The sequence below is a fragment of the Nisaea sp. genome (assembly GCF_040217065.1).
Classification (GTDB): Bacteria; Pseudomonadota; Alphaproteobacteria; order Thalassobaculales; family Thalassobaculaceae; genus Nisaea.
On the sequence record NZ_JAVJNX010000008.1, the window covers coordinates 226,122 to 248,444 of the forward strand.

Consider the following 22,323-nt stretch of genomic DNA (forward strand, 5'->3'; position numbering starts at 1 on the left):
ATTCTCGATTGACCGAAAAGTCAGCGCGGCGAAGGCAAAAATCATGAGCAAGAATCCAGAAACGACGGAAGTGCCGGTCTCCGGCCCGGCCCTCGGCAGCCAACGGCGGTTTGTCGTCCAGGCGATGATTCTGTGTGCGGTCTTCAGCCTTGGCTTCAACGTGCTGATGCTGGCCTCTCCGCTCTACATGATGCAGGTTTTCGACCGCGTGCTGTCGACCCGCAACGGCGCGACGCTGGCGGTCCTCAGCCTCATCGCCCTGCTGGCGATTCTCGCCATGTCCATGCTGGACGATGCCCGGACCCGCGTATTGGCCCGGGTTGGTCGCGGGTTCGAGCTGCATCTCATGCCTGCCGTCCTGCGCCGCGGCTTCTCGCACGCCAATGTGGGCGATCTGCCCGGAGAAGGATTGCGCAATCTCGCCACGCTGCGCGGCTTTCTGGGCAGCAATTCCGTTTTGCCGTTTCTGGATGCGCCCTGGTCTCCGCTCTTCCTGCTTGTCATCTACTTTATCCACCCGCTGCTTGGCCATCTCACGCTGGCCGGCGGTGCCGTCCTCCTGCTGATTGCCATCTGGAACAATGCGGCGACACAGGCGGTCACCGTCACGGGCAACGCAGGGGTGGCGGGTGTCACACGAGAGGTGGACCTTGCATCGCGAAGCGCCGATACCGTGCGGGCCATGGGCCTTCTGGACGCCCTTGATGCGCGCTGGCGCCTCAGAATGGTGCGGGCAGCGGAGGATCTCGGACGCGGCGCCGACAGGGCCAGCACCCTCACCGCGACCTCGAAGCTCGTTCGCATGGGCCTGCAGGTCGGCGTGATGGGAACCGGAGCCTATCTGGTCATCGAAGGCGAGATGTCGCCCGGCTCGATGCTCGCCGGTTCCATTTTGCTCGCACGGACTCTGGCGCCGGTGGAGCAGGCCATCGGAAGCTGGCGCGCCTTCGTCGCCGCGCGCGAATCCTGGCACAAGATCCGGAATTTGCTGACCGCGCCCGTTCCCACGGTTACCGACATGGCCATGCCGAAGCCGGCCGGCCGGCTGACCTTGTCCGACGTCACCCATGTGCCGGGTGCAGGTCTTCAGCCGGTCCTGCAACGGGTTTCCTTCTCCCTGACGCCCGGCCAGTCAATCGGCATCGCCGGCCCGACCGGGTCCGGGAAATCGACCCTGGCACGGCTTATCGCCGGCGCCTTCAAGCCGACGGCGGGAGAGATCCGGCTGGACGGGGTCGAAATGTCCACCTGGGCCGATACCGAACGCGGTCCCCATGTCGGCTACCTGCCGCAGGAGCTCGACCTGTTCGAGGCCACAATTCGCGAGAATATCGCCCGCATGGGCACCCCGGACGATGCCAAGGTCGTCGCAGCCGCGCGCAAGGCCGGCATTCACGAGATGGTCCTGGCGCTGCCCGACGGGTACGAGACGACACTCGGCTCGCAGGGCACACGTCTTTCGGGCGGACAGAAACAACGCATCGCTCTGGCGCGGGCGCTTTACGGCGACCCGGTTCTTCTCGTCCTGGACGAGCCGTCCTCCAGCCTGGATCTGGCCGGGGAAACCGCTCTTGCCGCAGCAGTACGGGAGGCGTGCGCCCGCGGTTCCGTGGTCGTGCTGATCGAGCATCGCCCCCGGGTCTTTCGCTGCGTGGATCAGGTCCTCGTCCTGAATGCCGGCATTCCCGTGAAGCTCGGGCCGAGCGCGGACGTGATCGGCAAACTGACGCGCCCGACGGAACCACGAGACGACGTCGAAATGCTGGCCATGGGAGCGTAAGGCCATGAAACCTTTTGCACTGGCTGCAAACGGCGCTCCGGCGGAAGACTCCAACAGCTCCGCCACCCTGTTGCGAGGACCGATGCTTTACGGGCTGGTGGTCGTTCTGGGATTCTTCGGAGTCTTTGGCGCCTGGGCGACGCTGGCTCCGCTGGACAGCGCGGCGATCGCTCCCGGCGTGGTGACGGTGACGTCGAATCGCCGCCAGGTGCAGCATCTGGAAGGCGGCATTGTCTCCCGCATCATGGTCGGCGAGGGGGATACGGTCGCCGCAGGCGATCCGCTTGTGGTTCTCAGCTCGACCCAATCCGGCGCGGCCCTGAGTGTTCTCGAGAACCGGCTGATGGTGGCCAAAATCCGCCGGGCGCGCCTGGTAGCCGAACGGGATGGGGCGGAAACGATCCGGTTTCCCGATGACCTGATAAATGATCCGGCAAAGGGCACCCGCGATGCGCTTGCCGCCGAGCGCGGCATTTTCGCGGTCCGCACCCGGAACCGGGAAGTCGAGCGTGCAATCGCCGAGCGCCGTGGTGAACAGCTTGGCTCCATGATCGTCGGCATCAAGGCTCAGAACGCCGCGCTGGAGAAGCAGGCGAAATTGATCGGGCAGGAGCACAAGTCCGTTGCGAAACTGGTTGCCAAGGGGCTGGAACGGCAGCCCCGGGCGTTGGGGCTGGAACGCGAACAGGCCGAAATCGAGCGCGATGTCGCGGGCAACAATGCGGAAATCGCCCGCACGCGTCTTCAGATCGACGAGATTGCCCTGCAGAGCTCATATTCGGAGACCAACTTCCTGAATGGTGTCCTGGAAGCGTTGACGGATGTCGAACGCGAGATTGCCGACCTTGAGGAGCGTTTGCTTGTCACCGGCGATGTGCTCGCCCGGACCACGGTTGTGGCCCCGGTGGATGGCATTGTGGTTGATCTCAAGGTCACGACAATCGGTGGCGTGGTGCAGCCCGGCATGGTGATGCTTGAACTGTTGCCAACAGACGACAAGCTGATCGTGGAGGCGCGTGTTGCGCCGGACGATATCGATGTCGTGGAGACCGGACTGCCGGCCCGTGTCACCATCAGTGCCCTCAATCAACGGACAACGATCCCCTATCAGGGCCAGGTGACCAGTGTTTCGGCCGACCGCTTGGTGGATCAGACGAGCGGGCTGGCTTACTACCTCGCGCGGGTCGAGCTGGCCGATACCCGTCCGGAAGGAGCCGATGTACCGGCATTGAAGGCGGGTATGAATGCCGATGTGATGATCATCACAGGCGAAAGAACCCTGCTCGAATATCTGACGGCACCGATTGCGCGCTCCTTGCGCCACGCACTGACAGAGCAATGAAGCAAGCCTTGGTTCCGCGACCGGGTCCTGTCTTTCAGAACTGAGGCAAGAGCAATTCGGTCTTGCCGTCAGGCGTTTCTCCCTTCCCAGCGCTCACCTCACGGCGGGCCCGGGCGAAACCTAAGCGGCTTCGGTGGGAAGCCGGCCCCACTGCTCCGCAAAACTGACCCTCAGAAGTTTTTCGAGGCCCATACGGAAAGAAGCGATCCGCGTCAATTTGTGTTCCAGGCGTTCTGCCAAGCCTCATATTGAGCCGGTCGGATCTGATAGCGCGCAAAATTCCCTTCATGCAGGCTCAAGAGGTCCTTTTCGGCCAACTCCTGAAATTCCTCGCGATCAGCGGCATCGATCCTTTCCCCTGCCCATACAGTTATGAGTTCGAACGCCCGCTGACGGCCCATCTGCTCTCTAACGATCCTGCTGATAAGCTCCCGCAGTTGGACTCGGTATTTCAGTCTGAATGGATCGGGCTCCCCGAGCGACTGGCGGGCGGCGGCATAGCGAGCCGCAGATCGTTCGTAGGCCCAGACGAAAAGATCTTTGAGGAGATCGACCTTGTTCAGCTCGTATATGCCCAACATGGCTTCCGTATAGATCGAGCTTGGGACATCCATAAATGAGATCGGCGTAAGGTTGCCCTTGATGAAGGGGATATTGGCCGCAAGGCGGGATACCCGTTTGTTCACGTCATCGAATGGTTGGAGGTAGGGCAAATGCACCATGACGAAGAACGCCTGCTCGAATGGGTCCCTGATCGCCTCTGCCGTCATTAAAACCTGATCGAAGCACTCCTCAATAAGCGGCGGCACCTCAAGCGGATGAAATGGCGAACCCTCGATCCCGACTGCAATATGACGGAGACGGCCGGCGGCAGCCTCGTCTTCCAGTAGGTTATTGGCGAGCATCGCGTGGAGGTTCAGGATCGTATAGCGATTGAAGCTGATGTTACCGGATTCGCCGGCGAGGAATTCGATCGCATCCTTGTGGTTCAGGATCATTTGCGTTTCGAGGCGCTCACGGCCTTCGGCTTCTTTCCCGAACTCGATTAAGCGCCGCGTATCGAGCAACGAGTAGGTGTTGCCCTCAAGTCGACTAGAGTTCCACGACAGATCGATGAGCAGCCGGTTGAGGATGTGCTTCACGTAGGTGCCGGCTGGCTGCTGCGCGATGCGGGGCTGGCCGATTTCAGCGAGATGCGCCCGCTCCGATGCGGTCAAATACGCATTCTCATCATCGTTCGGGCGATAGAAATCCAGGAAATCCCGATTGTATCCGACGGGTGTGCGGTTCTCCGGTGGCTTCCGCAAATAAGCTCGAATTTGCTCGCCTTGTGGCGACACGGGAACAACGATCTGCTCCGTAGGTTCGGTCTGTTCGTCAGTTGGGTCAGTTCGTCGCTCTTCAGATTGTGGCGGGAAATACTTCGTCCAGCGGCGCTCTCCTTGCTGGGTGACACGTCCTGTGTCTACGAGCTGTTTTAGGCGGTATTGCAGCGTCCGCCGCGGCAAGTCCGCAGCTAGAGCATCGATGATTTCCCGAAGCTTGATGCCCTCGGGGTGGCGGCGCACGACCTCCTCGATCGTGGCCAGATCATTCTCGGCAATTGTTTTTGGCATGTGGTGTTCGTTCTTGCGCATAAAATTCTATGCGCAATTAAAACAGCTCTATGCGCAAAAATCAATCTCTATAAACAATTATGTTTGCGCATAGACAGAAAATATCGCGTATAACTCATCAATATTGCGCATAGAGGCTATACGCAACTACGTGTGCATTTCTGATCGCACAGGTCAATCAGCTCCAGAAACCGCTTCGTCCCCAGAAAAACTTCAGACGGAAAGGAGTACGCCCCCAAGAGAACGCAGCACTCTTCCGATTGCTGACGAGATTCACCAATTAATTCGGGAGGCATAGAAGCTCTCACAGGCAACAAGAACTCCGGAGGAGAAAATCGCGGCTATGGAGGTGATGTGAAGCGTGACGAGGACCTACGAAGCCTACAAGGCCGTCAGCTTTTGGCTCGATTTCATCGAGAGCCATGAGAGAGGCAAAGACAACAATGACCGATAGGTTCGATATCTGTTGTCCGAAGTGCGGTGACATCCTTTGTGCAGGGCCAGCGCGCCCATATAGCGACAAGATAAGAGCTATCGCAGGGGGCTAAGTCATTGAGATCTGCTGCGCGAGCTGCAATGAAATGATCAGCACACTTTCACACATGAAGGCTCTGGAGAACTCCGTAAGCCTGACCCACGACCACGTCTGCATGTCTAGGCTGCGGGCGGCATGGCGGTGGCACTGCCAGCAGATCTCCGCGACCACCGAGGCGGCGATTCCGGAAATGCGGGAGGCCGGCGGCGGCTCGATTCTCTATACAGCATCGACGGCTGGACTTGTTGGGTCGCGCTACTCGCCGGTCTATGCGGCAATGAAACACGGGGTCGTTGGGTTCGCGAAGTCTCTGGCGGTGAAGCTGGCCGAGGAGAAGATCCGGGTTAACATGGTCGGTCCCGGGCCGGTGGCGACGCCGATGTTCCAGGTCTTTGGCAGCCGCCCCGACCAGCAGCAAAAGACCCTGGCGGAAGTCACGGAAAATGCGGTGCCGATGAAACGGATCGGAACACCGGACGAGGTCGCGAATGCGGCACTTTTCCTGCTGTCCGACGAGGCCTCCTTTGTTACTGGTGCAGCGCTGCCGGTCGATGGCGGTGTCGTGGCCCGTTAGGCGGATCCGGCGCGAATCCGGATCAATGCGTCCAGCATGACGATGCCAGCGCCGGCGGGACGCACCAGGACAGGGTTGGCCTCGGCCTCCTCGATCCTCTCGTCATGTGCCAGCAGCGAGAATGCGGCGACCGCGTCCGCGAGGGCGTCGAGATCGCCTTCGGGCTTGCCGCGATAGCCGCGCAGCAGGGCGAAGCCTTTTACCTGCCGTATCATCGATCGGGCGGCCGAGATGCCGACCGGCGCGGGCCGGACGGCGCTGTCCTTGTAGATTTCGGTCATCACCCCGCCCATCGCCACCGTTACGACGGGCCCGGCGACGGGATCGCGGGAGAGGCCGATCAGGGCTTCACCAAGCCCCTCGCACAATTCCTGGACGAGAATGCCTCTGAGCGCGAAGCCGGAATGATAGCGCTCCGCCGATGCGCGCATCTCCGTGATCGCCGTCGCCAGTTCGGCACGATTGCGGATGCCGACGCGGATGGCGCCGGCCTCGGTCTTGTGCGGCAGGTCCGGGGAGACCAGTTTTGCGACGACTGGAAAACCGACAGGCAGGGCGTCCGGAATGTCCGCATCCGGGTCGAGCACGATCTGACCGGGACCGGTGAGGCCAAGTGCGCGGAAGACGCTGCTGGCTACCACCTCATCGGCGATGCCGGAGGGAAGTGCATCGATCTGCCGCCGCGCGGCATCGGGCAGCGCGGCCGCGGGCGCTGCGGCCGGGACGATGTCGGCCATCAGCATGGCGACGGTTTCCGCGCAACTCTCGACGGTGCGGAATGTCGGCACGCCGCCGGCCTCGAGCAGCCGCATGCTGTCCGGCGCGTGCGGCAGCGGAAAGGCCAGCACAGGTGCGGCGTCGGCCGGCGCCTCGGCGACGGCATCGGCAATGGGCTTTACCGCGAGTTCCGGGTCGAACTGCGCGGACGACCCGATGGCGACGATCAGCACGCCTGTCTCGGGATCCCTGATCAGGGTCGAGACCGCTTCCTTCATCACCTCGTAGCGGGCGCCGGCGAGGGTGACATCGACGAGCTTGCCGTGACCGCAGGGAATCTTCCGTTCAGCGAAATGCGCGCGGGTTGCCGCGCTGGCGCCGGAGATGGTCACGCCGCGTGCGCTGAGCTGGTCCACCACCATGGCGCCGCCGCCGCCGGTTGTCGCGATCACGGTTGCGCTTTTCGGGCGCCCGGGCTTGAGCCGCGCCTTGAACAGCGCGCCCGGCGCCTCCAGCAGAGTCTCCAGCTGGTCGGCCTTGCGGATGCCGAAGCTGCGCAGCAGGGCGTCCGCGGCCTCCGACGAGCCTGTGAGCGCACCGGTGTGGGAGACCGACAGCGCCTGGCCTTCTTCCGATTTGCCGATCATGTAGGCGACCACCGGTTTTCCGGCGGCATGGGCCTTTGCCGCGAATTGGCCGAGTGCCTGCCGGTTGCGGATGGTTTCCATGAACAGGAGAAAGCCGTCGATCTCCGGATGATCGACAAGGATTTCGCCGATCTCGCCGATGCCCGATGCGGCTTCGTTGCCGACCGAGACGAAGGTCGAGAAATCGATGCCGCGCGCCGCCCCCCGGCTGAGCAGGGTGCCGATCACGCTGCCGCTCTGGGAAATCACAGCCAGCCGGCCGCGCCCGATCTCCTCGGCGCCGAAGGCGGCATTCGTTGTCGCAGCGAAGCCGGACGGCGTGTGGACAACACCCATGGAGTTCGGCCCGATCAGCAGGATCCCGGCATCCCTGGCGATACGGCAGACCTCTGCCTGCCGCCGTTCCCCTTCCGCTCCGGCCTCGGCAAATCCGTCCGCGAGAATGGCGACAACCTTCACGCCGGCTGCCGCGCAATCCTGCAGGGCGGCGATGGCCGGGTCGGCATCGACCAGGATATAGGCGAAATCGATTTTCTCCGGGATGGCGCTGACCGTTGGCCAGGCTTTCTCGCCAAGCACTGTTTCGCGGCCAGGATTCACCGGATAGATCCGGCCGGCATAGCCATGCCGCCGCAGGAACCGCATGGGGCGCGCGGTCAGTTTGCCTTCCGTATTCGAGGCACCGACCAGGGCTATGCTGGCCGGAGAGACGAGAGCGTCGAGCAGACTGTCGCGCATGGAACCAGGGTCCGATCGGAGAAAGTGGCAGGCGGGCGGGATTGCGATGGCCGCAATCATGCCGTCTCATCCGGACCGATGACAAGTGCCGCTGCCGTCTGGCAAAATCCCTCTGCCAATTTTTCCTCATCACGGTAAAACCTTAGGCAGACTGCAATCGGTGCAGCGCTGCGGGAGTCGGGCAGAGTGGATTTACAGGCGTTGGTGAACGAGGCCTTCGCGCGGCACCAGTCCGGGCAGCTGAGGGAGGCGATGTCTCTCTATCGGACGGTCCTCGCCGTGCATCCGCCGATTGCACTTGTCCTGTCCCTTGCCGGCGACGCTGCGACTGCCGGAGGTGATCCGGCAGCCGGCGCAGCCCTGCTCAATAGAGCGCTCGTGCTTGAACCGTGGAAAAGTTCTTTCCTGCAGCTTCTGGCCTTTGCCGAGGCCTCACAGGGGCATTTGGCCGCGGCCGAGGGCCATTATGCGTCGGCTGTCGGCTGTGATCCGCTGAACGTGTCGGCGATGAGCGACTGGGCTAATCTGGTGCGCAGCCGCCAGCCTGAAACGGCGCGCATGCTGGCCCGCAAGGTCATCCTGATCAATCCGGACCAGCCGGGACCTCTCAAACTGTTGGCGGAGACGACTGTTTCGGATGACCGGCTGACCGCACAAAGGCTTTTTCGCCGGGTGATCTGCTGCGACCCCGTGGACATGGACACCTGGATGGGACTTGGCCTGGTGGCGCAGGCGGAGAAACAGCGGGAAGCCGCCACCGCCGCCCTGAAGCGCGCGCTCCTGCTCACTCCGGGAAACGCCAAGGTCAGTGCCAGACTCGGGGGCGCCTTTTTCGACCAGCGCCTGCACCACAAAGCCGTCAGGATCTTGCGCCTTTGCGTGTCGTTGGATTCGACCGTGGCGGACAATTGGATTGCCTATGCGAATGCGTTGCATGCGGAGGATCAGATGCTGGCCGCAGCAGCCGGGTACCGCCGCGCTTTGCTGCTGGACCCCGGAAAACTGACCGCATTCGAAAACCATCTTGTCGTTCTGGCCAAGTCCGGGGAGCCGGCGGATCGCATTCGTGCCGGGTATCGCCGCGTCTTTTGTGTCGATCCGCTGAAGTCCCGAGCATGGGGCAATTTGGGCAAGTTCCTGCTCGATCGAGGTGCATACGGCGCCGCCATTATTGCCATGAAGAGCGCCATGATTTCGGGCGGGACCGACCGGGACATGTTCGTCGGCCTGGCGAATGCACACCGGCAGTCCCGCAAGCGCCCGATGGCGGCTCGGTTGTTGCGCTGGGCCCGTTCGGCATTTCCGGAGGACCGGACGATCCAGTCCGGTCTGCTGATGGGGCACAATTACGAAACCGGCGTTTCCGCGCGATCACTCTTTATGAGACACCGGGAGTGGGAGCGGGAACACGCGCCGGCCGAAGAGCCGCTCGGCTATGAAGTGGATCGCACTGAAGGGCGCCAGATCCATCTGGGTTTTGTCTCGCCGGACCTGAAGCGCCACCCGGTGGGCTTTTTCCTGATGCCGGTGCTGACGCATCTCTCGCGCAGCCGGTTCCGGATTTCGGTCTATTCCGACTCGGGGGAGGGAGACCTGTTTACCCAGGACCTCCGTCGCCACGCGGACCGCTGGTTCGATGCGACCGGCAAGGATGACGAGACCCTGCGGGGCCAAATCCTGGAAGACAGGGTCGATATCCTGTTCGATCTCGCCGGGCATTCGGCCGGAAACCGCATGGGGATGTTTGCCAGGCGTGCGGCACCGCTGCAGATGACCTGGATGGGCTATGTCGGCACGACCGGTCTCAACACGATGGACTATCTTGTCACCGACCGGTTTCAGACCATGCCCGGGACCGAAGAAATCTATTCCGAGCGCTGGCTGGTTCTGCCGGACGATTACATCTGCTTCCTGCCGATTCCGACGTCTCCGCCGGTATCTCCGAGCCCGGCGCTGGCCAATGGCTTCGTAACATTCGGCAGCTTCAACAACCCGGCAAAACTCAGCGACGACACCCTGGCGCTGTGGTGCCGGGTTCTGGACGCGGTTCCGGACTCCCGCCTGTTGCTCGCCTATCGCGGTTTTGACGACCCGCAGATCCAGCACGACATCCGCTCCGGTCTGGCGACGTCCGGTGTTGCGCCGGAGCGGGTGGATTTCAAGACGTTCACCTATCACGAGGAGTTTCTCGGCGGTTACGGGCTGATGGATGTCGCGCTTGATTCAATGCCGTATTCCGGGGGGCTGACGACCTGCGAGGCGCTCTGGATGGGCGTTCCCGTCATCACACTCGCGACACAAAGCCATTTTGCGGGTCGACACTCCCTCAGTCATCTGAGCAATGCCGGATATCCGCACTGGGCTGTTGAAACAGCGGACGATTTTTTCGCGCTCGGGGTTGATCTGGCGTCCGATCTGCCGCGACTGGCCCGGACACGCCAGACGCTGCGGCAGGAGGTTTCGACGTCTCCCCTGTGCGATAAGGACCGGTACGCGCGTGGCGTCGAGGAGCAGGTGACAGCGGCCTGGACAAGCTTCTGCCGATGTTCCTGAAACGAAACCGCAATGATCCCCTCGGGGGGACTGTCGGCAGAGGATCGCGTCCTGCGCAGCGGGTAACGGGCAGCTTGTTTCGTTGTTCTGCGTTAATTCTTAATTCAGGATTACCGAGTATTTCTAGACTTAATGAATATCGGGGAACTTTCGACTGGTTCTCGCGCATTTAAGGGGAGCTCGTGTCGCGTTGAAGCTGCGTGGCACGGTTGGCAGCTGAATGTCCGATGAAGACCTGAACATTCTCGAATTTCTCGTCGAAGAGCCCGGCGTGTCGAGCAACAGTGTAGAGCCCTGGAAGGTCCTCATTGTTGATGACGACCGCGACGTGGCGGCGACGACGACTCTTGTGTTGCGCGACGTTGAGGTCGAAGGCAGACCGCTTGATCTTCTATCGGCTTACTCGGCCGCTGAAGCCAAACAGATCCTGTCTGAACATCCCGATATTGGCCTTGCTCTGATTGACGTGGTGATGGAAACGCCGAATGCCGGCCTCGACCTGATCCGCTATATTCGCCAGGAGATGGGCAACAAGCTTATCCGACTGGTCGTGCGGACCGGCCAACCGGGGCACGCGCCGGAACAAAGCGTCATCATCGACTACGATATCAGCGACTATAAGGAAAAGACCGAGCTCAGCGCACAGAAGCTCTTTTCGCTCGCCTATGCGGGTCTGCGCTCCTACCAGCAATTTCTTGCCATGGAACAAAATCGCCGCGGCCTGATGAAGGTGTTGCAGGCCTCTACTGCATTGTTTGAAAAACCCAGGCTGGATGATTTTGCAGACGGGATACTCGAGAATCTCGATTTTATCGCGAATATGAACCGTGGTCCAAAGGACAAACTCGAACCGTCCGGTGTTCTTGCTGTCGCCGATGCGCATTCCAGGTCGGCGCAGGATTTCGAGATCGTGGCAGGTCTGAACAGGAGCGGTGATCGGCGCAAACTGACGGATCTTTCGCTGGACTCGGACGCGGAAAAACTGGCCGGTGAATTGGCCGGGCGTGGGCCTGGTATTCACACCAGCCGCACTGACAATGCGCTGATGACCGGTATCGTCGGACGCAATGGCCAACCCAGCCTTCTGTATCTGCCTGAGCTGCAAAGACTGAACGAGTCGGATGCACAGATTGTCGATGTTTTCATTTCCCAGATGCTGACCGCCTTCGACAATCTTCGCCTGCACGACCAGACCGAACGTGCGCAACGCGAGATCGTGCTGCGCCTGGGCGAGGCCGTCGAAACCCGGTCCGGTGAAACCGGGCGCCATGTCTCGCGGGTCGCGCTCTATGCCCGTGAGATTGCCGACAAACTCGGCTTCAGCCGATCAGATTCAGAATTGCTTTTCCGGGCGGCCCCTTTGCACGATATCGGCAAGATCGGCATTCCCGATGCGATTCTCTGCAAGCCCGGTAAACTCGATGCGGACGAGTGGCAGGCGATGCAGGAGCACACGACGATCGGGTATGAAATGCTGCGCACGTCGGACATGCCGATCCTGAAGCTGGCGGCACGTATTGCGCTCGAACATCACGAAAAATGGGCCGGCGGTGGCTATCCGTACAACATCAAGGCGGACGAGATTTCGATCGAAGGACGGATCATCGGGCTTGTCGATGTTTTTGACGCGCTGACTTCTGAGCGGGTCTACAAGAAAGCATGGCCGGTTGAAAAAGCGGTGCAGCACATTCGGGAACAAAAAGGCCTTCACTTCGACCCTGTGGTTGTTGATGTGTTCCTGGAAAACCTGACAACCATGATCGACATCAGGATGACCCATGCTGATGAGTCGGCGGCGCTGACCTGAGCCAAGCCTGGTTCACCGCCGGAGCAATATGGCAAGGGCATGCCGCTGAAGATGGCGGGCCGCGTGTTCGGGCCTTTCTTTTCGACTCTCTACGACGGAATTCGGTAGCGGCGGCGGCCTTGGCATGCAGCTCGTCTATTCCATCATGCATGGGGCTCCCGGTGGCGCTGTTTCCATGGCGTCCGACCCAGGAAAGGGCGTTGCGGTAACAATCATTATCCCGATCATGGCGCCGGAAAACATGAACCGGGACACTGCCGTCGAATTTTGATTGATTTAAGTTTGAAATAACCTTCAACTGCAGCAGGTCTTGCGCGGTTCGGTCTCCAAGGTGGCCGAAATGACAGGGATACCGGGCACGCACTCGAGCAACAGGATTGCCACGGGCGAAAGTATACTGCACTTTCATAACCAGGTGTGCACTATGTTGCAGGTACTTGTTGTGGCATAGTTGCCGCATCAAACTGGGAGGCTTGTGTAATGCTTAGAAAAATTACTGCCCTTGCGGCAATGGGAGCTTTTTTGGCTGCTCCGGCAATGGCAGCTGACAAGGTAAAAATCGGATTTGTCACCACCATCACGACACCGGCAGGCGTGATCGGCCAGGACATGGTCGATGCGGTCAATCTCGCGATGGAAGATATCGGCGGCAAGATGGCCGGGCTTGATGTCGAACTGATTATCGAGGATGACGGCTTCAAGCCGCCGACCGGTAAGCAGAAAGTCGACAAGCTGGTGAAGAAAGACAAGGTCGATTTCATCGGCGGCTTTATCTGGTCCCACGTGCTGCTGGCCTCGAAAAAGCCGGCACTGGATTCCGGGACGTTCCTGATCAGCTCCAATGCCGGTCCGTCCCAGCTCGCTGGCGACCAGTGCGACAAGAATTTCTTCTCCACCTCATGGCAGAACGACCAGACCCCGATGGCGATGGGCGAGGTCCTGAATCAGAACGGCGTCAAATCGGTCTATGTCATGGCTCCGAACTATGCTGCCGGCAAGAACATGATTGCGGGCGTTGAACGGACCTTCAAAGGCAAGATCGTCGGGCGTGATCTGACCAAATGGGGCAAGGACGCTCAGCTCGACTTCTCCGCGGAATTGGCGAAAGCGAAGGCCTCCGGTGCAGAGGCTCTCTGGGTGTTCTACCCGGGCAAGGCTGGCGGTGCGCTGATCAAGCAGTATGAGCAGGCCGGCCTGCAGGGCACGCTGCCGCTCTATACTGTCTTCACTGTCGATTCGATTGCCCTGCCGAAACTGCAGGAAGGCGATCTCAAGGGCGTTCTCGGCTCCCGTAATACCCAGCACTGGGGTCCGGATCTGGACAACCCGCAGAACAAGAAGTTCGTCTCGGGTTTCAAGAAGAAGTATGGCCGTTATCCGTCCTTTTATGCGGCCCAGTCCTACGACACGATCTTCCTGATCAAGAGCGCCGTCGAAGCGGTGAACGGTGATCTGACGAACAAGGACGGCATGCGTGCCGCCATGAAGACGGCAGATTTCCCGTCTACGCGCGGCAAGTTCAGCTACGGCAACAACCACTTCCCGATCCAGAATTTCTATCTGCGTGAAGTCGTTGCCGACGCCGACGGTGTCTGGACCACCAAGATCGTGAAGACGGTACTGGAAAATCACCAGGATACGTACGCGGCCGAATGCAAAATGTGATCATCCACCTCGGATGACAGGAAACCGGCGGAGCGCGAGCCCCGCCGGTTTCGGTTTTCGCCTCTGGCGCAATAAGACTGTTTTTTAGGGACTGCAGGGTGGACTGGGGCCTTTTTCTAATTCAGATGCTAAACGGAGTGCAGCTTGGCGTGCTCCTGTTCCTGCTCGCTGCCGGCCTGACGCTGGTTTTCGGCATCATGGATTTCGTGAACCTGGCGCACGGTTCGCTCTACATGATGGGCGCCTATTTCTGTGCGACCCTGGTGCAACTCACGGACTCCTTTATCCTCGGCGTCATACTTGCACTGCCTCTGACCGCGCTGCTCGGTTACATCGTTGAGTTGATCATCGTCAGGACGCTCTATACGCATGACCATCTGGATCATGTGCTGGCGACCTTCGGGATGATCCTGTGCTTTGACACGGCTGTGGATTTCATCTGGGGCCCGACCGGCATGGCCATCCCGCTGCCGGAATTCCTCGACAGCCATATCGATCTCTTCGGCGGTCACACATTCCCGGTGTTCCGGATACTGATCATCTGCACCGGCCTCGCGGTCGCCGGCTTCCTCTATGTCATGGTCGTGCATACCCGGATCGGCATGCTGATCCGCGCCGGTGCCTCGAACCGGACCATGGTGATGGCGCTCGGGGTCGATATCGGCAAGCTGTTCGCGCTGGTCTTCGCCGTCGGCGCCGCGCTTGCCGGGCTCGCCGGAATGCTGATCGCGCCGATCACGGAAGCGAGTATCGGCATGGGCAACGAGATCATCATCGTCGCCTTCGTCGTCATTATCATTGGCGGTATCGGCTCCATCAAAGGTGCTTTCGTCGCGGCCATGCTGGTCGGCATGATCGACACGATGGGACGCTCTTTCCTCGACCAGTTGCTGAAGCTTGTCATGTCGTCCGAGAGCGCCGAGACGTCGGCACCGGCCCTGTCGGCGATGGCAATCTATATCCTGATGGCCATGGTGTTGACCTTCCGGCCCCAGGGCCTGTTCCCGCCGAAGGTGCGTTGAGCCATGACATCCTTGTTCAGAACGGGCCTTCCGGCCTTCGTTATGGTCGCCGGGCTCGGCTTTCTTGCCTTTTTGCCGCTGCTGGCCGTATGGGTCGACAACATCTTCCTGATGGATCTGTTCATGCGCCTGATGATCCTCAGCATCGCCGCGGTCGGGCTCAACCTGATCCTCGGCTATGGCGGGATGGTCAGTTTCGGTCATGCAGCCTATCTGGTGATCGGCGCCTATGCCGTCGGCATCCCGGCCTATTACGACATCTATAATGGCTTCCTTCAGTTCGCCATCGCCATTCTGGCGGCGGCGACGGTCGCGCTTGTAACCGGAGCCATCGCCCTGCGCACCAAGGGCGTCTATTTCATCATGATCACCATGGCCTTCGCGCAGATGGTGTACTTCACCTTCGTTTCCATCGAGGAATATGGCGCCGACGATGGTCTGACCATCAACATGCGCAGCGAGTTCGCCGGTCTGCTCGATATCGAGGACAATTTCACCCTCTATTACTTCGTGCTGGCATCGCTGATCGCGGTGCTCGGGCTGGTGTACAGGATCGTGCATTCCCGTTTCGGCATGGTGATTGCCGGGGCCAAGGGGAACGAGCGCCGGATGCAGGCCATCGGGTTCCCGACCTATCGGTATCGTCTCGTCTGTTACGTGATTTCCGGTGCGATCTGCGGCTATGCCGGTGCGCTGCTCGGCAATTTCACAAACTTCATCACGCCGGAAATGGGAGACTGGGTGCATTCCGGTGAGCTGATCTTCATGGTCGTGCTCGGCGGCGCGGGCAGCCTGTTCGGTCCGGTGCTCGGCACCGCGGTCTTCATCCTGCTTGAGGAATATCTCTCCCGCCTGACCCAGTACTGGCACTTTCCCTTCGGCGCCATGCTGATCCTGGTGGTGATCTTCACCCGCGGCGGCATCAATGGGATGTTCCGCTGGATCGGCGCCAAAGCCGGCATCGGAGGACGGTCATGAGCGGCGCGTTTCTCGAGGTCCGGAACCTCTACAAAAGCTATGGCGGGATTGCCGCGACGGACCATGTCGATCTTGACGTCCGGCAGTCGGAACTGCACGCGATCATCGGCCCGAACGGGGCCGGAAAGACCACGCTGATCTCGCAGCTCTCAGGCGAGATCGATCCGGACGGCGGAGCGATCCGCTTCGACGGGCGGGACATCACGCGTATGCCCGGCTACAAGCGCTCGCTGCGCGGGCTGGCCAGATCCTTCCAGATCACCAGCCTTATGCTTGACATGAGTGTGCTTGAGAACGTCGCGCTCGCTGTTCAGGCGCATGCCGGCCATTCTTTCCGGTTCTGGCGATCGGCCCGGAAGGACCCGGCGCTGACGGAACCGGCAATGGCGGCGCTTGAGGCGGTCGGGCTGCAGGACCGGGCGCAGGATATTGCCAAGGCCATGTCTCACGGTGAGCACCGCCAGCTCGAGATCGCCATGGCGCTGGCGACCAACCCTGTCCTGCTGCTGCTTGATGAACCGATGGCGGGGATGGGGGCAGAAGAGTCCCAGCGCATGGTCGAGATCCTGCGCAATCTGAAAGGCGACAAGACCATGCTCCTGATCGAGCACGACATGGACGTGGTGTTCGCCTTGGCGGACCGGATTTCGGTGCTGGTCTATGGACGCATCATTGCGACCGGGACACCCGATGAGATTCGTGGCGATGAAGCCGTACGCCGGGCCTATCTCGGCGACGAGGTGGCGTGATGCTGAGAGTGGAAGAAATCGAGACATTCTACGGCGCCAGCCAGGCCCTGTTCGGCATGAGTCTGAAGATCGGCTCGAACGAGGTCGTGACGCTGATGGGCCGCAACGGCATGGGCAAGACGACGACCGTGAATTCCATCATGGGCATCATCCGTCCCGCATCCGGCCGTATAATTTTCGAGGCGGACGATATCACGAGGGCGCCGGCCCACCGGATCGCGCGGTACGGCATCGGGCTGGTGCCGGAAGGCAGGCAGGTCTTCCCGAACCTCTCCGTGCGCGAAAATCTCGTGGCGACCGCGGCGAACCGTTTCTATTCCCGCGATCCGTGGAGCGTCGAGCGCGTGCTGGCCATGTTCCCGGAGCTCGAGGTCCGGATGACGTCGATGGCCAACCTGCTGTCGGGCGGCGAGCAGCAGATGCTCGCCATCGGCCGGGCCCTGATGACCAACCCGAAGCTGTTGATCCTCGACGAGGCGACCGAGGGGCTGGCTCCGATGATCCGGCAGGAGATCTGGCACTGTCTGGAACGGCTGAAGAAAGCCGGGCAGGCGATCCTGGTCATCGACAAGAATATCGATGACATGAAGCGCATCGCCGACCGGCATTATGTGGTGGAAAAGGGTCAGGTGGTCTGGACAGGCACAACGGCTGAACTCGACGAGAACGCCGCTCTGATCCACGAGAAACTCGGGGTCTGAGCGGGCTCGACGCTGCATCCACACTTATCCGTCATCCCGGACTTGAACCGGGATCCTTTGGTGCCGAGCGCACCTTGTGATCACAAAGGTCCCGGATCAAGTCCGGGATGACGGATAAGTGTGGATGCAGCGTCGAGCCCGCTTCCGGATTCCCGCCTCGGCGAACATCGGCACCAGAATATCCACCAGCTCCGCGATCATCGCGTCCGTGTGGCGCGGCGTCGGGGTGAAGCGCAGGCGTTCCGTGCCTTTGTCCACAGTCGGATAGTTGATCGCGGTGACGTAGATATTGTGATCGTAAAGCAGCCGGTTGGAGAAATCGCGCGCCTTTGCCGCGTCGCCGACCAGCAGCGGCACGATATGGCTTTCGGACGGCATCACCGGCAGACCGGCCGCGCGGAAGGCTTCCTTCAGGCGCGCCGCCTGACGTTGCTGCATGGCCCGTTCCTGCCCGCTTTCCTTCAGGTGCCGGATGCTGGCGGTGGCGGCTGCGGCGACCATCGGGGGAAGCGATGTGGTGAAGATGAAGCCGGGGGCGACGCTGCGGATATAATCCAGCACATGGGCCGGGCCGGCGAGATAACCGCCATGCACGCCGATGGCCTTGCCGAGGGTGCCCTCGATCAGGTCGACCTTGTCCAGCACGCCCTCCTGTTCGGCGATGCCGGCGCCGCGCGGCCCGTACATGCCGACGGCATGCACTTCGTCGAGATAGGTGATGGCGTTGTAGTCGTGCGCCAGATCGCAGATTTCCCTGATCAGGCCAATATCGCCATCCATCGAATAGACGCTCTCGAAGGCGACCATCTTGTGGCTCTCGGGATTGGCGGCTTCCAGCAGTTTGCGCAGATGCGCAAGGTCGTTATGCCGGAAGATATGCTTGCGGGCCGTCCCCTTGCGGATGCCCTGGATCATCGAGGCATGGTTCTTCTGGTCGGAGAACACATCCATGTTCGGCGAGGCGCTAAGCAGGGTTGAAAGGCTCGCTTCATTGGCGATGTAGCCCGATGTGAAAATCAGGGCCGCTTCCTTCCGGTGCCAGTCCGCCAGTTCGTCCTCCAGCGCGACATGGTAATGGCTGGTCCCGGAAATATTCCGGGTGCCGCCGGCGCCGACGCCTGTCTGCTCGACAGCCTCATGCACCGCGCCGCGCAGCACGTCGCTCTGCCCCATCGCCAGATAATCGTTCGAGCACCAGACCAGAACCTGCTCCACGTGGCCGTCCCTGTAGTGCTTGTAGTAGGGAAACTTGTCCGCCTGCTTTTCCAGATCGGCGAACACGCGATAGCGGTCCTCGGCCTTGATCCGGTTCAGCTCGTCTTGGCAGATATCGAAGAGGTTCACTGCCTCTCTCCCGTTTTGGTACGGTCTCATTCTGGCGCACTTTTCGATCAGGATTAATGATCCAAGTCAAACTGTACGCTCATGGCTTGACTGGTATAGCGGATTCTGGCTATTTTTCGCGCGATATGTTGACGCACACGCACCTCGGCTTCGCGCTACGACTTAGGATCCCGGCTCTTTAGAGAGTCCGGGTCACGTCGCTCGTCTATGCTTGAGCCGTGCTGATGCGTTACCGATGGTTCACCATCCCGCTTCACACAATCGAACAGAGACTCTTCTCCGTCAGCCCTTTTGCAGGCACGGTTCGAAGGACGCGCGCATTCAGGAACAGAAATTGAATGTTGAAAACGGGCAGGCGCCCACAGGAAAATGCGCCGCCCAAGGGAGTTGAAGTGATGAACCACATGCCGATCGAAAAATACCGTGCCTATGCCCGGGTCGATCTGCCGGACCGGATCTGGCCCTCGAAGATCATCGACAAGGCGCCGGTCTGGTGCAGCGTCGACCTGCGGGACGGCAACCAGGCGCTGGTCGATCCGATGGACAGCGCGCGCAAGCACCGGATGTTCAAGACGCTGGTCGAGATGGGTTTCAAGGAAATCGAGGTTGGTTTTCCGAGCGCGTCCGACACCGATTTCAATTTTGTCCGCGAGATCATCGAGGGCGGCCTGATCCCGGACGATGTCACCATCCAGGTGCTGACCCAGGCCCGTGAGCATCTGATCGAGCGGACCATCGAAAGCCTGATGGGCGCCAAGAGCGCCATCGTCCATCTTTACAACTCGACCTCCGAGCTGCAGCGCCGTGTGGTGTTCAACCAGGACCGTGCGGGCGTCAAGCAGATCGCCGTCGAAGGCGCGATCATGGTGAAGGACCGGCTGGCGCGGCTGGAAGAGGCCGGCACCCGGGTGCGGCTGCAATATTCACCGGAAAGCTTCACCGGCACCGAGCTCGACTACGCGCTGGAAGTCTGCGAAGCGGTGATGGATGTCTGGCAGCCGACGCCGGAAAACCCGGTCATCATCAACCTGCCGTCCACGGTCGAGATGTCGACCCCGAACATCTATGCCGACCAGATCGAGTGGATGCACCGGAACTTCACCCGGCGGGACTCGATCGTTCTGTCCGTGCATCCGCACAACGACCGGGGCACCGGCATCGCGGCGACGGAAATGGCGATCATGGCCGGCGCCGACCGGGTGGAAGGCACCCTGTTCGGCAATGGCGAGCGGACCGGCAACGTGGATCTGGTCACCCTGGGGCTGAACCTGTTCACCCAGGGCGTCGATCCGGAGCTGGATTTCTCCGACATCAACGGCCTGATGGAGACGGCCGAATATTGCAACCAGCTGCCGATCCATCCCCGCCACCCCTATGCGGGCGAGCTGGTGCACACGGCATTTTCCGGCTCGCACCAGGATGCCATCAACAAGGGCATGCAGGCGATCCGCAAGGCGAACGATCCGCATTGGGAAGTCCCGTACCTGCCGATCGATCCGCAGGATATCGGCCGGGATTACGAGGCCATCATCCGGGTCAACAGCCAGTCCGGCAAAGGCGGGGTCGCCTATCTGCTCGAAAAGGATCACGCGATCAAGCTGCCGAAGGCGGCCCAGGCCCATTTCAGCCAGGCGATCCAGAAGATTACCGATGACACCGGCAAGGAGATCAACAGTGAGACCATCTGGTCGACCTTCGACTCGGAATTCATCCACCAGCCGGACGCGCCTTTCAGCCTGGTCTCTTTCAAGTCCCGGTCCCTGGAAGGCTCGAACGAGCGCGAGCATATCACGGCGGTGGTGAAGCATGAGGGCAAGGATCATGTGGTCGAGGCCGAGGGCAACGGGCCGATATCGGCTTTCGTGAACGGATTGCGCCAGCATTTCGGGCTCAATTTCCGGCTCAAGGACTATACAGAGCATACCCGCTCCGTCGGCTCCCGGGCCGAGGCGGCGGCCTATATTGAGCTCAATGTGCCGGACGCGAACGGCCGCAGCGTGTTCGGAGTCGGTATCGACACCTCGATCACCATGGCCCCGATCCGGGCCGTCATGAGTGCGGTCAACCGGATCTAGGCAAGCCGCAGCAACACCCAGCCGAGCGTGGTCAGAAGCAGGGCCGCGCCGGCATTCATCCAGATCCCGGCGCGGACCATGTCCGCGACGCGCAACCCGCCGGCGCCGAAGACGATGGCGTTCGGCGGCGTTGCCACCGGCATCATGAAGGCGCAGCTCGCCGCCAGCGTGACCGGCGCAAGCAGGGCGAACAGAGGCAGTCCCAGCGCCTGCGCCAGCCCGGCCATGATCGGCAGGAACGCGGCGGCCGACGCTGTATTGCTGGTCAGTTCCGTCGCCAGCAGGACGGTGACGACCGAAAGGCCCGTCGCGGCAGTGGCGGGCAGGTCTCCGGCCATGTCCGACAGGAAGGCGGCAAGCGTGGCCGCGAGCCCGGTTTCGGTCAGGGCCGACGCGAGCGACAGGCCGCCCCCGAACAGCAGCAGGACGCCCCAGCGAATGCCGCGCGCTTCCTCCCATGTCAGCAGCGGACGGCGATCTTGACCCGAGGGAACGGCAAACAGCACGAGGCCGGCGCAGAGCGCGATCGCGGTATCGCTGAGTGCCGGGAACCAGACCGCAAGGGCGGGCCGGAAAATCCAGGCCAGTGCCGTCAGGGCCAGGATGATGGCCACGCGTTTCTCCCGGGCGGTTATCGGTCCGGGCGATAGAGGCATGGCCGCCGCCTCCAGGGCCTCGATCCTGCCGAAGGCGAGGCGGGTCAGGACCAGCCAGGCCAGCGCCAGCAGCAGGGCACTGACCGGCAGGCCGATCAGCAGCCATTCCCCGAACCCGAGCGCATGGCCATGGGCCCGGTCGAGATAGGCGGCGAGCATGGCGTTTGGCGGCGTTCCGATCAGCGATGCGGCCCCGCCGATCGAGCAGCCATAGGCCACGGACAGGAGAAGTGCCTTGTGATAGCGCGGGGGCGCGCCGCCGAGTGCCGCTTGCGCGACGGGCAGCAGCATGACCGCGCTGGCCGTATTGCTGATCCACATTGACGACAGCGCGCCGGCCAGCAGGAAACCGGCGATGACCCGGCTGCTTCCGGCTCCGGTCAGGCGCAGGATGGCGAAGGACAGCCGGCGGTGCAGTCCGGACCCGGAGATCGCGGCACCGAGCAGGAAACCGCCGAGGAAAAGGAACACGAGCGGGTGCGCGTATGGCGCAGCCGCGTCCGTCACACTGGAGATTCCGAGCAGGGGGAAGAGCAGGACGGGCAGCAGGGCTGTTGCCGGCAGCGGCACGGCTTCTCCGATCCACCAGACCACCATCAGGGCGGCGACCGTCATGGCCTGCCAGGCGGCCGGACTGAACGGCGCCGGCGGATCTATCTGCAGCATGCCGAAAAACAGAATCAGACCCGCCAGAAGCGGCAGTTTTCGCATCACCGGCGCGCCGTAACTTTCCATGCGATCAATGCTCTGTCCGTGGTCCGGGCCCATCATAGCCAATATGCCGGCGCGCCGTCTTCTTCTGCTGTGTGGTATTCCGGTGTTGC

16 protein-coding genes are annotated in these 22,323 nt (G+C 61.4%); 12 read left to right on the forward strand and 4 right to left on the reverse strand.

What is annotated here, in order from left to right; all coding sequences use genetic code 11:
• Positions 1-43 precede the first annotated feature (43 nt).
• Both RH950_RS10125 and RH950_RS10130 read left to right on the forward strand, forming a co-directional pair.
• The gene (locus tag RH950_RS10125) at positions 44-1,780 is read left to right on the forward strand and encodes a type I secretion system permease/ATPase (RefSeq protein WP_350056294.1); all 1,737 of its coding nucleotides are present in this window, start codon (positions 44-46) and stop codon (positions 1,778-1,780) included.
• Between the two features lie 4 nt (positions 1,781-1,784).
• Positions 1,785-3,122: an HlyD family type I secretion periplasmic adaptor subunit gene (locus tag RH950_RS10130; protein ID WP_350056296.1), complete on the forward strand. Its 1,338-nt coding sequence runs from the start codon at positions 1,785-1,787 to the stop codon at positions 3,120-3,122.
• A 212-nt stretch (positions 3,123-3,334) separates the two neighbouring features.
• On the opposite strand, the gene RH950_RS10135 is transcribed toward RH950_RS10130, so the two are convergent.
• Positions 3,335-4,759: a Fic family protein gene (locus RH950_RS10135; RefSeq protein ID WP_350056298.1), complete on the reverse strand. Its 1,425-nt coding sequence runs from the start codon at positions 4,757-4,759 to the stop codon at positions 3,335-3,337.
• A gap of 560 nt (positions 4,760-5,319) precedes the next feature.
• Between RH950_RS10135 and RH950_RS10140 the strand changes: the two genes are divergently transcribed.
• Positions 5,320-5,847 (forward strand): SDR family NAD(P)-dependent oxidoreductase, encoded by a 528-nt coding sequence (locus tag RH950_RS10140; protein ID WP_350056300.1) that lies wholly within the window; start codon positions 5,320-5,322, stop codon positions 5,845-5,847.
• Here the strand turns inward: RH950_RS10140 and RH950_RS10145 are convergent.
• Positions 5,844-7,949, reverse strand: coding sequence for an acetate--CoA ligase family protein (locus RH950_RS10145; RefSeq protein ID WP_350056302.1), 2,106 nt, complete (start codon positions 7,947-7,949; stop codon positions 5,844-5,846). The genes RH950_RS10140 and RH950_RS10145 overlap by 4 nt on opposite strands.
• Before the next feature lie 186 nt (positions 7,950-8,135).
• Here RH950_RS10145 and RH950_RS10150 point away from each other — a divergent pair, with 186 nt between their 5' ends.
• From RH950_RS10150 to RH950_RS10185, 8 genes are all read left to right on the forward strand, one after another.
• Entirely contained in the window at positions 8,136-10,502 is a 2,367-nt protein-coding gene (locus RH950_RS10150; RefSeq protein WP_350056304.1) for a tetratricopeptide repeat protein, read from the forward strand.
• Between the two features lie 220 nt (positions 10,503-10,722).
• On the forward strand, positions 10,723-12,309 hold the full coding sequence (locus tag RH950_RS10155; RefSeq protein ID WP_350056306.1) for an HD domain-containing phosphohydrolase: 1,587 nt from the start codon (positions 10,723-10,725) through the stop codon (positions 12,307-12,309).
• 124 nt (positions 12,310-12,433) lie between these two features.
• Positions 12,434-12,580, forward strand: coding sequence for a hypothetical protein (locus RH950_RS10160; RefSeq protein ID WP_350056308.1), 147 nt, complete (start codon positions 12,434-12,436; stop codon positions 12,578-12,580).
• Positions 12,581-12,846: 266 nt separating this feature from the next.
• Positions 12,847-13,974, forward strand: coding sequence for an ABC transporter substrate-binding protein (locus RH950_RS10165; RefSeq protein WP_350056310.1), 1,128 nt, complete (start codon positions 12,847-12,849; stop codon positions 13,972-13,974).
• Between the two features lie 125 nt (positions 13,975-14,099).
• Positions 14,100-14,996, forward strand: a complete 897-nt coding sequence (locus RH950_RS10170; protein WP_350056312.1) for a branched-chain amino acid ABC transporter permease — start codon at positions 14,100-14,102, stop codon at positions 14,994-14,996.
• A 3-nt stretch (positions 14,997-14,999) separates the two neighbouring features.
• Entirely contained in the window at positions 15,000-15,974 is a 975-nt protein-coding gene (locus RH950_RS10175; protein WP_350056314.1) for a branched-chain amino acid ABC transporter permease, read from the forward strand.
• Positions 15,971-16,723: an ABC transporter ATP-binding protein gene (locus tag RH950_RS10180; RefSeq protein WP_350056316.1), complete on the forward strand. Its 753-nt coding sequence runs from the start codon at positions 15,971-15,973 to the stop codon at positions 16,721-16,723. Before RH950_RS10175 ends, RH950_RS10180 begins: the two co-directional genes overlap by 4 nt.
• Positions 16,723-17,424, forward strand: coding sequence for an ABC transporter ATP-binding protein (locus RH950_RS10185; protein WP_350056318.1), 702 nt, complete (start codon positions 16,723-16,725; stop codon positions 17,422-17,424). Before RH950_RS10180 ends, RH950_RS10185 begins: the two co-directional genes overlap by 1 nt.
• 96 nt (positions 17,425-17,520) lie before the next feature.
• Here the strand turns inward: RH950_RS10185 and hemA are convergent, their stop codons facing one another.
• A complete protein-coding gene (gene hemA, locus RH950_RS10190) occupies positions 17,521-18,768 on the reverse strand; it encodes a 5-aminolevulinate synthase (RefSeq protein ID WP_350056320.1) in 1,248 nt (415 codons plus the stop codon).
• Between the two features lie 395 nt (positions 18,769-19,163).
• On the opposite strand from hemA, the gene leuA reads away from it, so the two are divergent.
• Positions 19,164-20,843, forward strand: coding sequence for a 2-isopropylmalate synthase (gene leuA, locus RH950_RS10195; protein ID WP_350056322.1), 1,680 nt, complete (start codon positions 19,164-19,166; stop codon positions 20,841-20,843).
• On the opposite strand, the gene RH950_RS10200 is transcribed toward leuA, so the two are convergent.
• The gene (locus tag RH950_RS10200; RefSeq protein WP_350056324.1) at positions 20,840-22,234 is read right to left on the reverse strand and encodes an SLC13 family permease; all 1,395 of its coding nucleotides are present in this window, start codon (positions 22,232-22,234) and stop codon (positions 20,840-20,842) included. The genes leuA and RH950_RS10200 overlap by 4 nt on opposite strands.
• Positions 22,235-22,323: the final 89 nt, after the last annotated feature.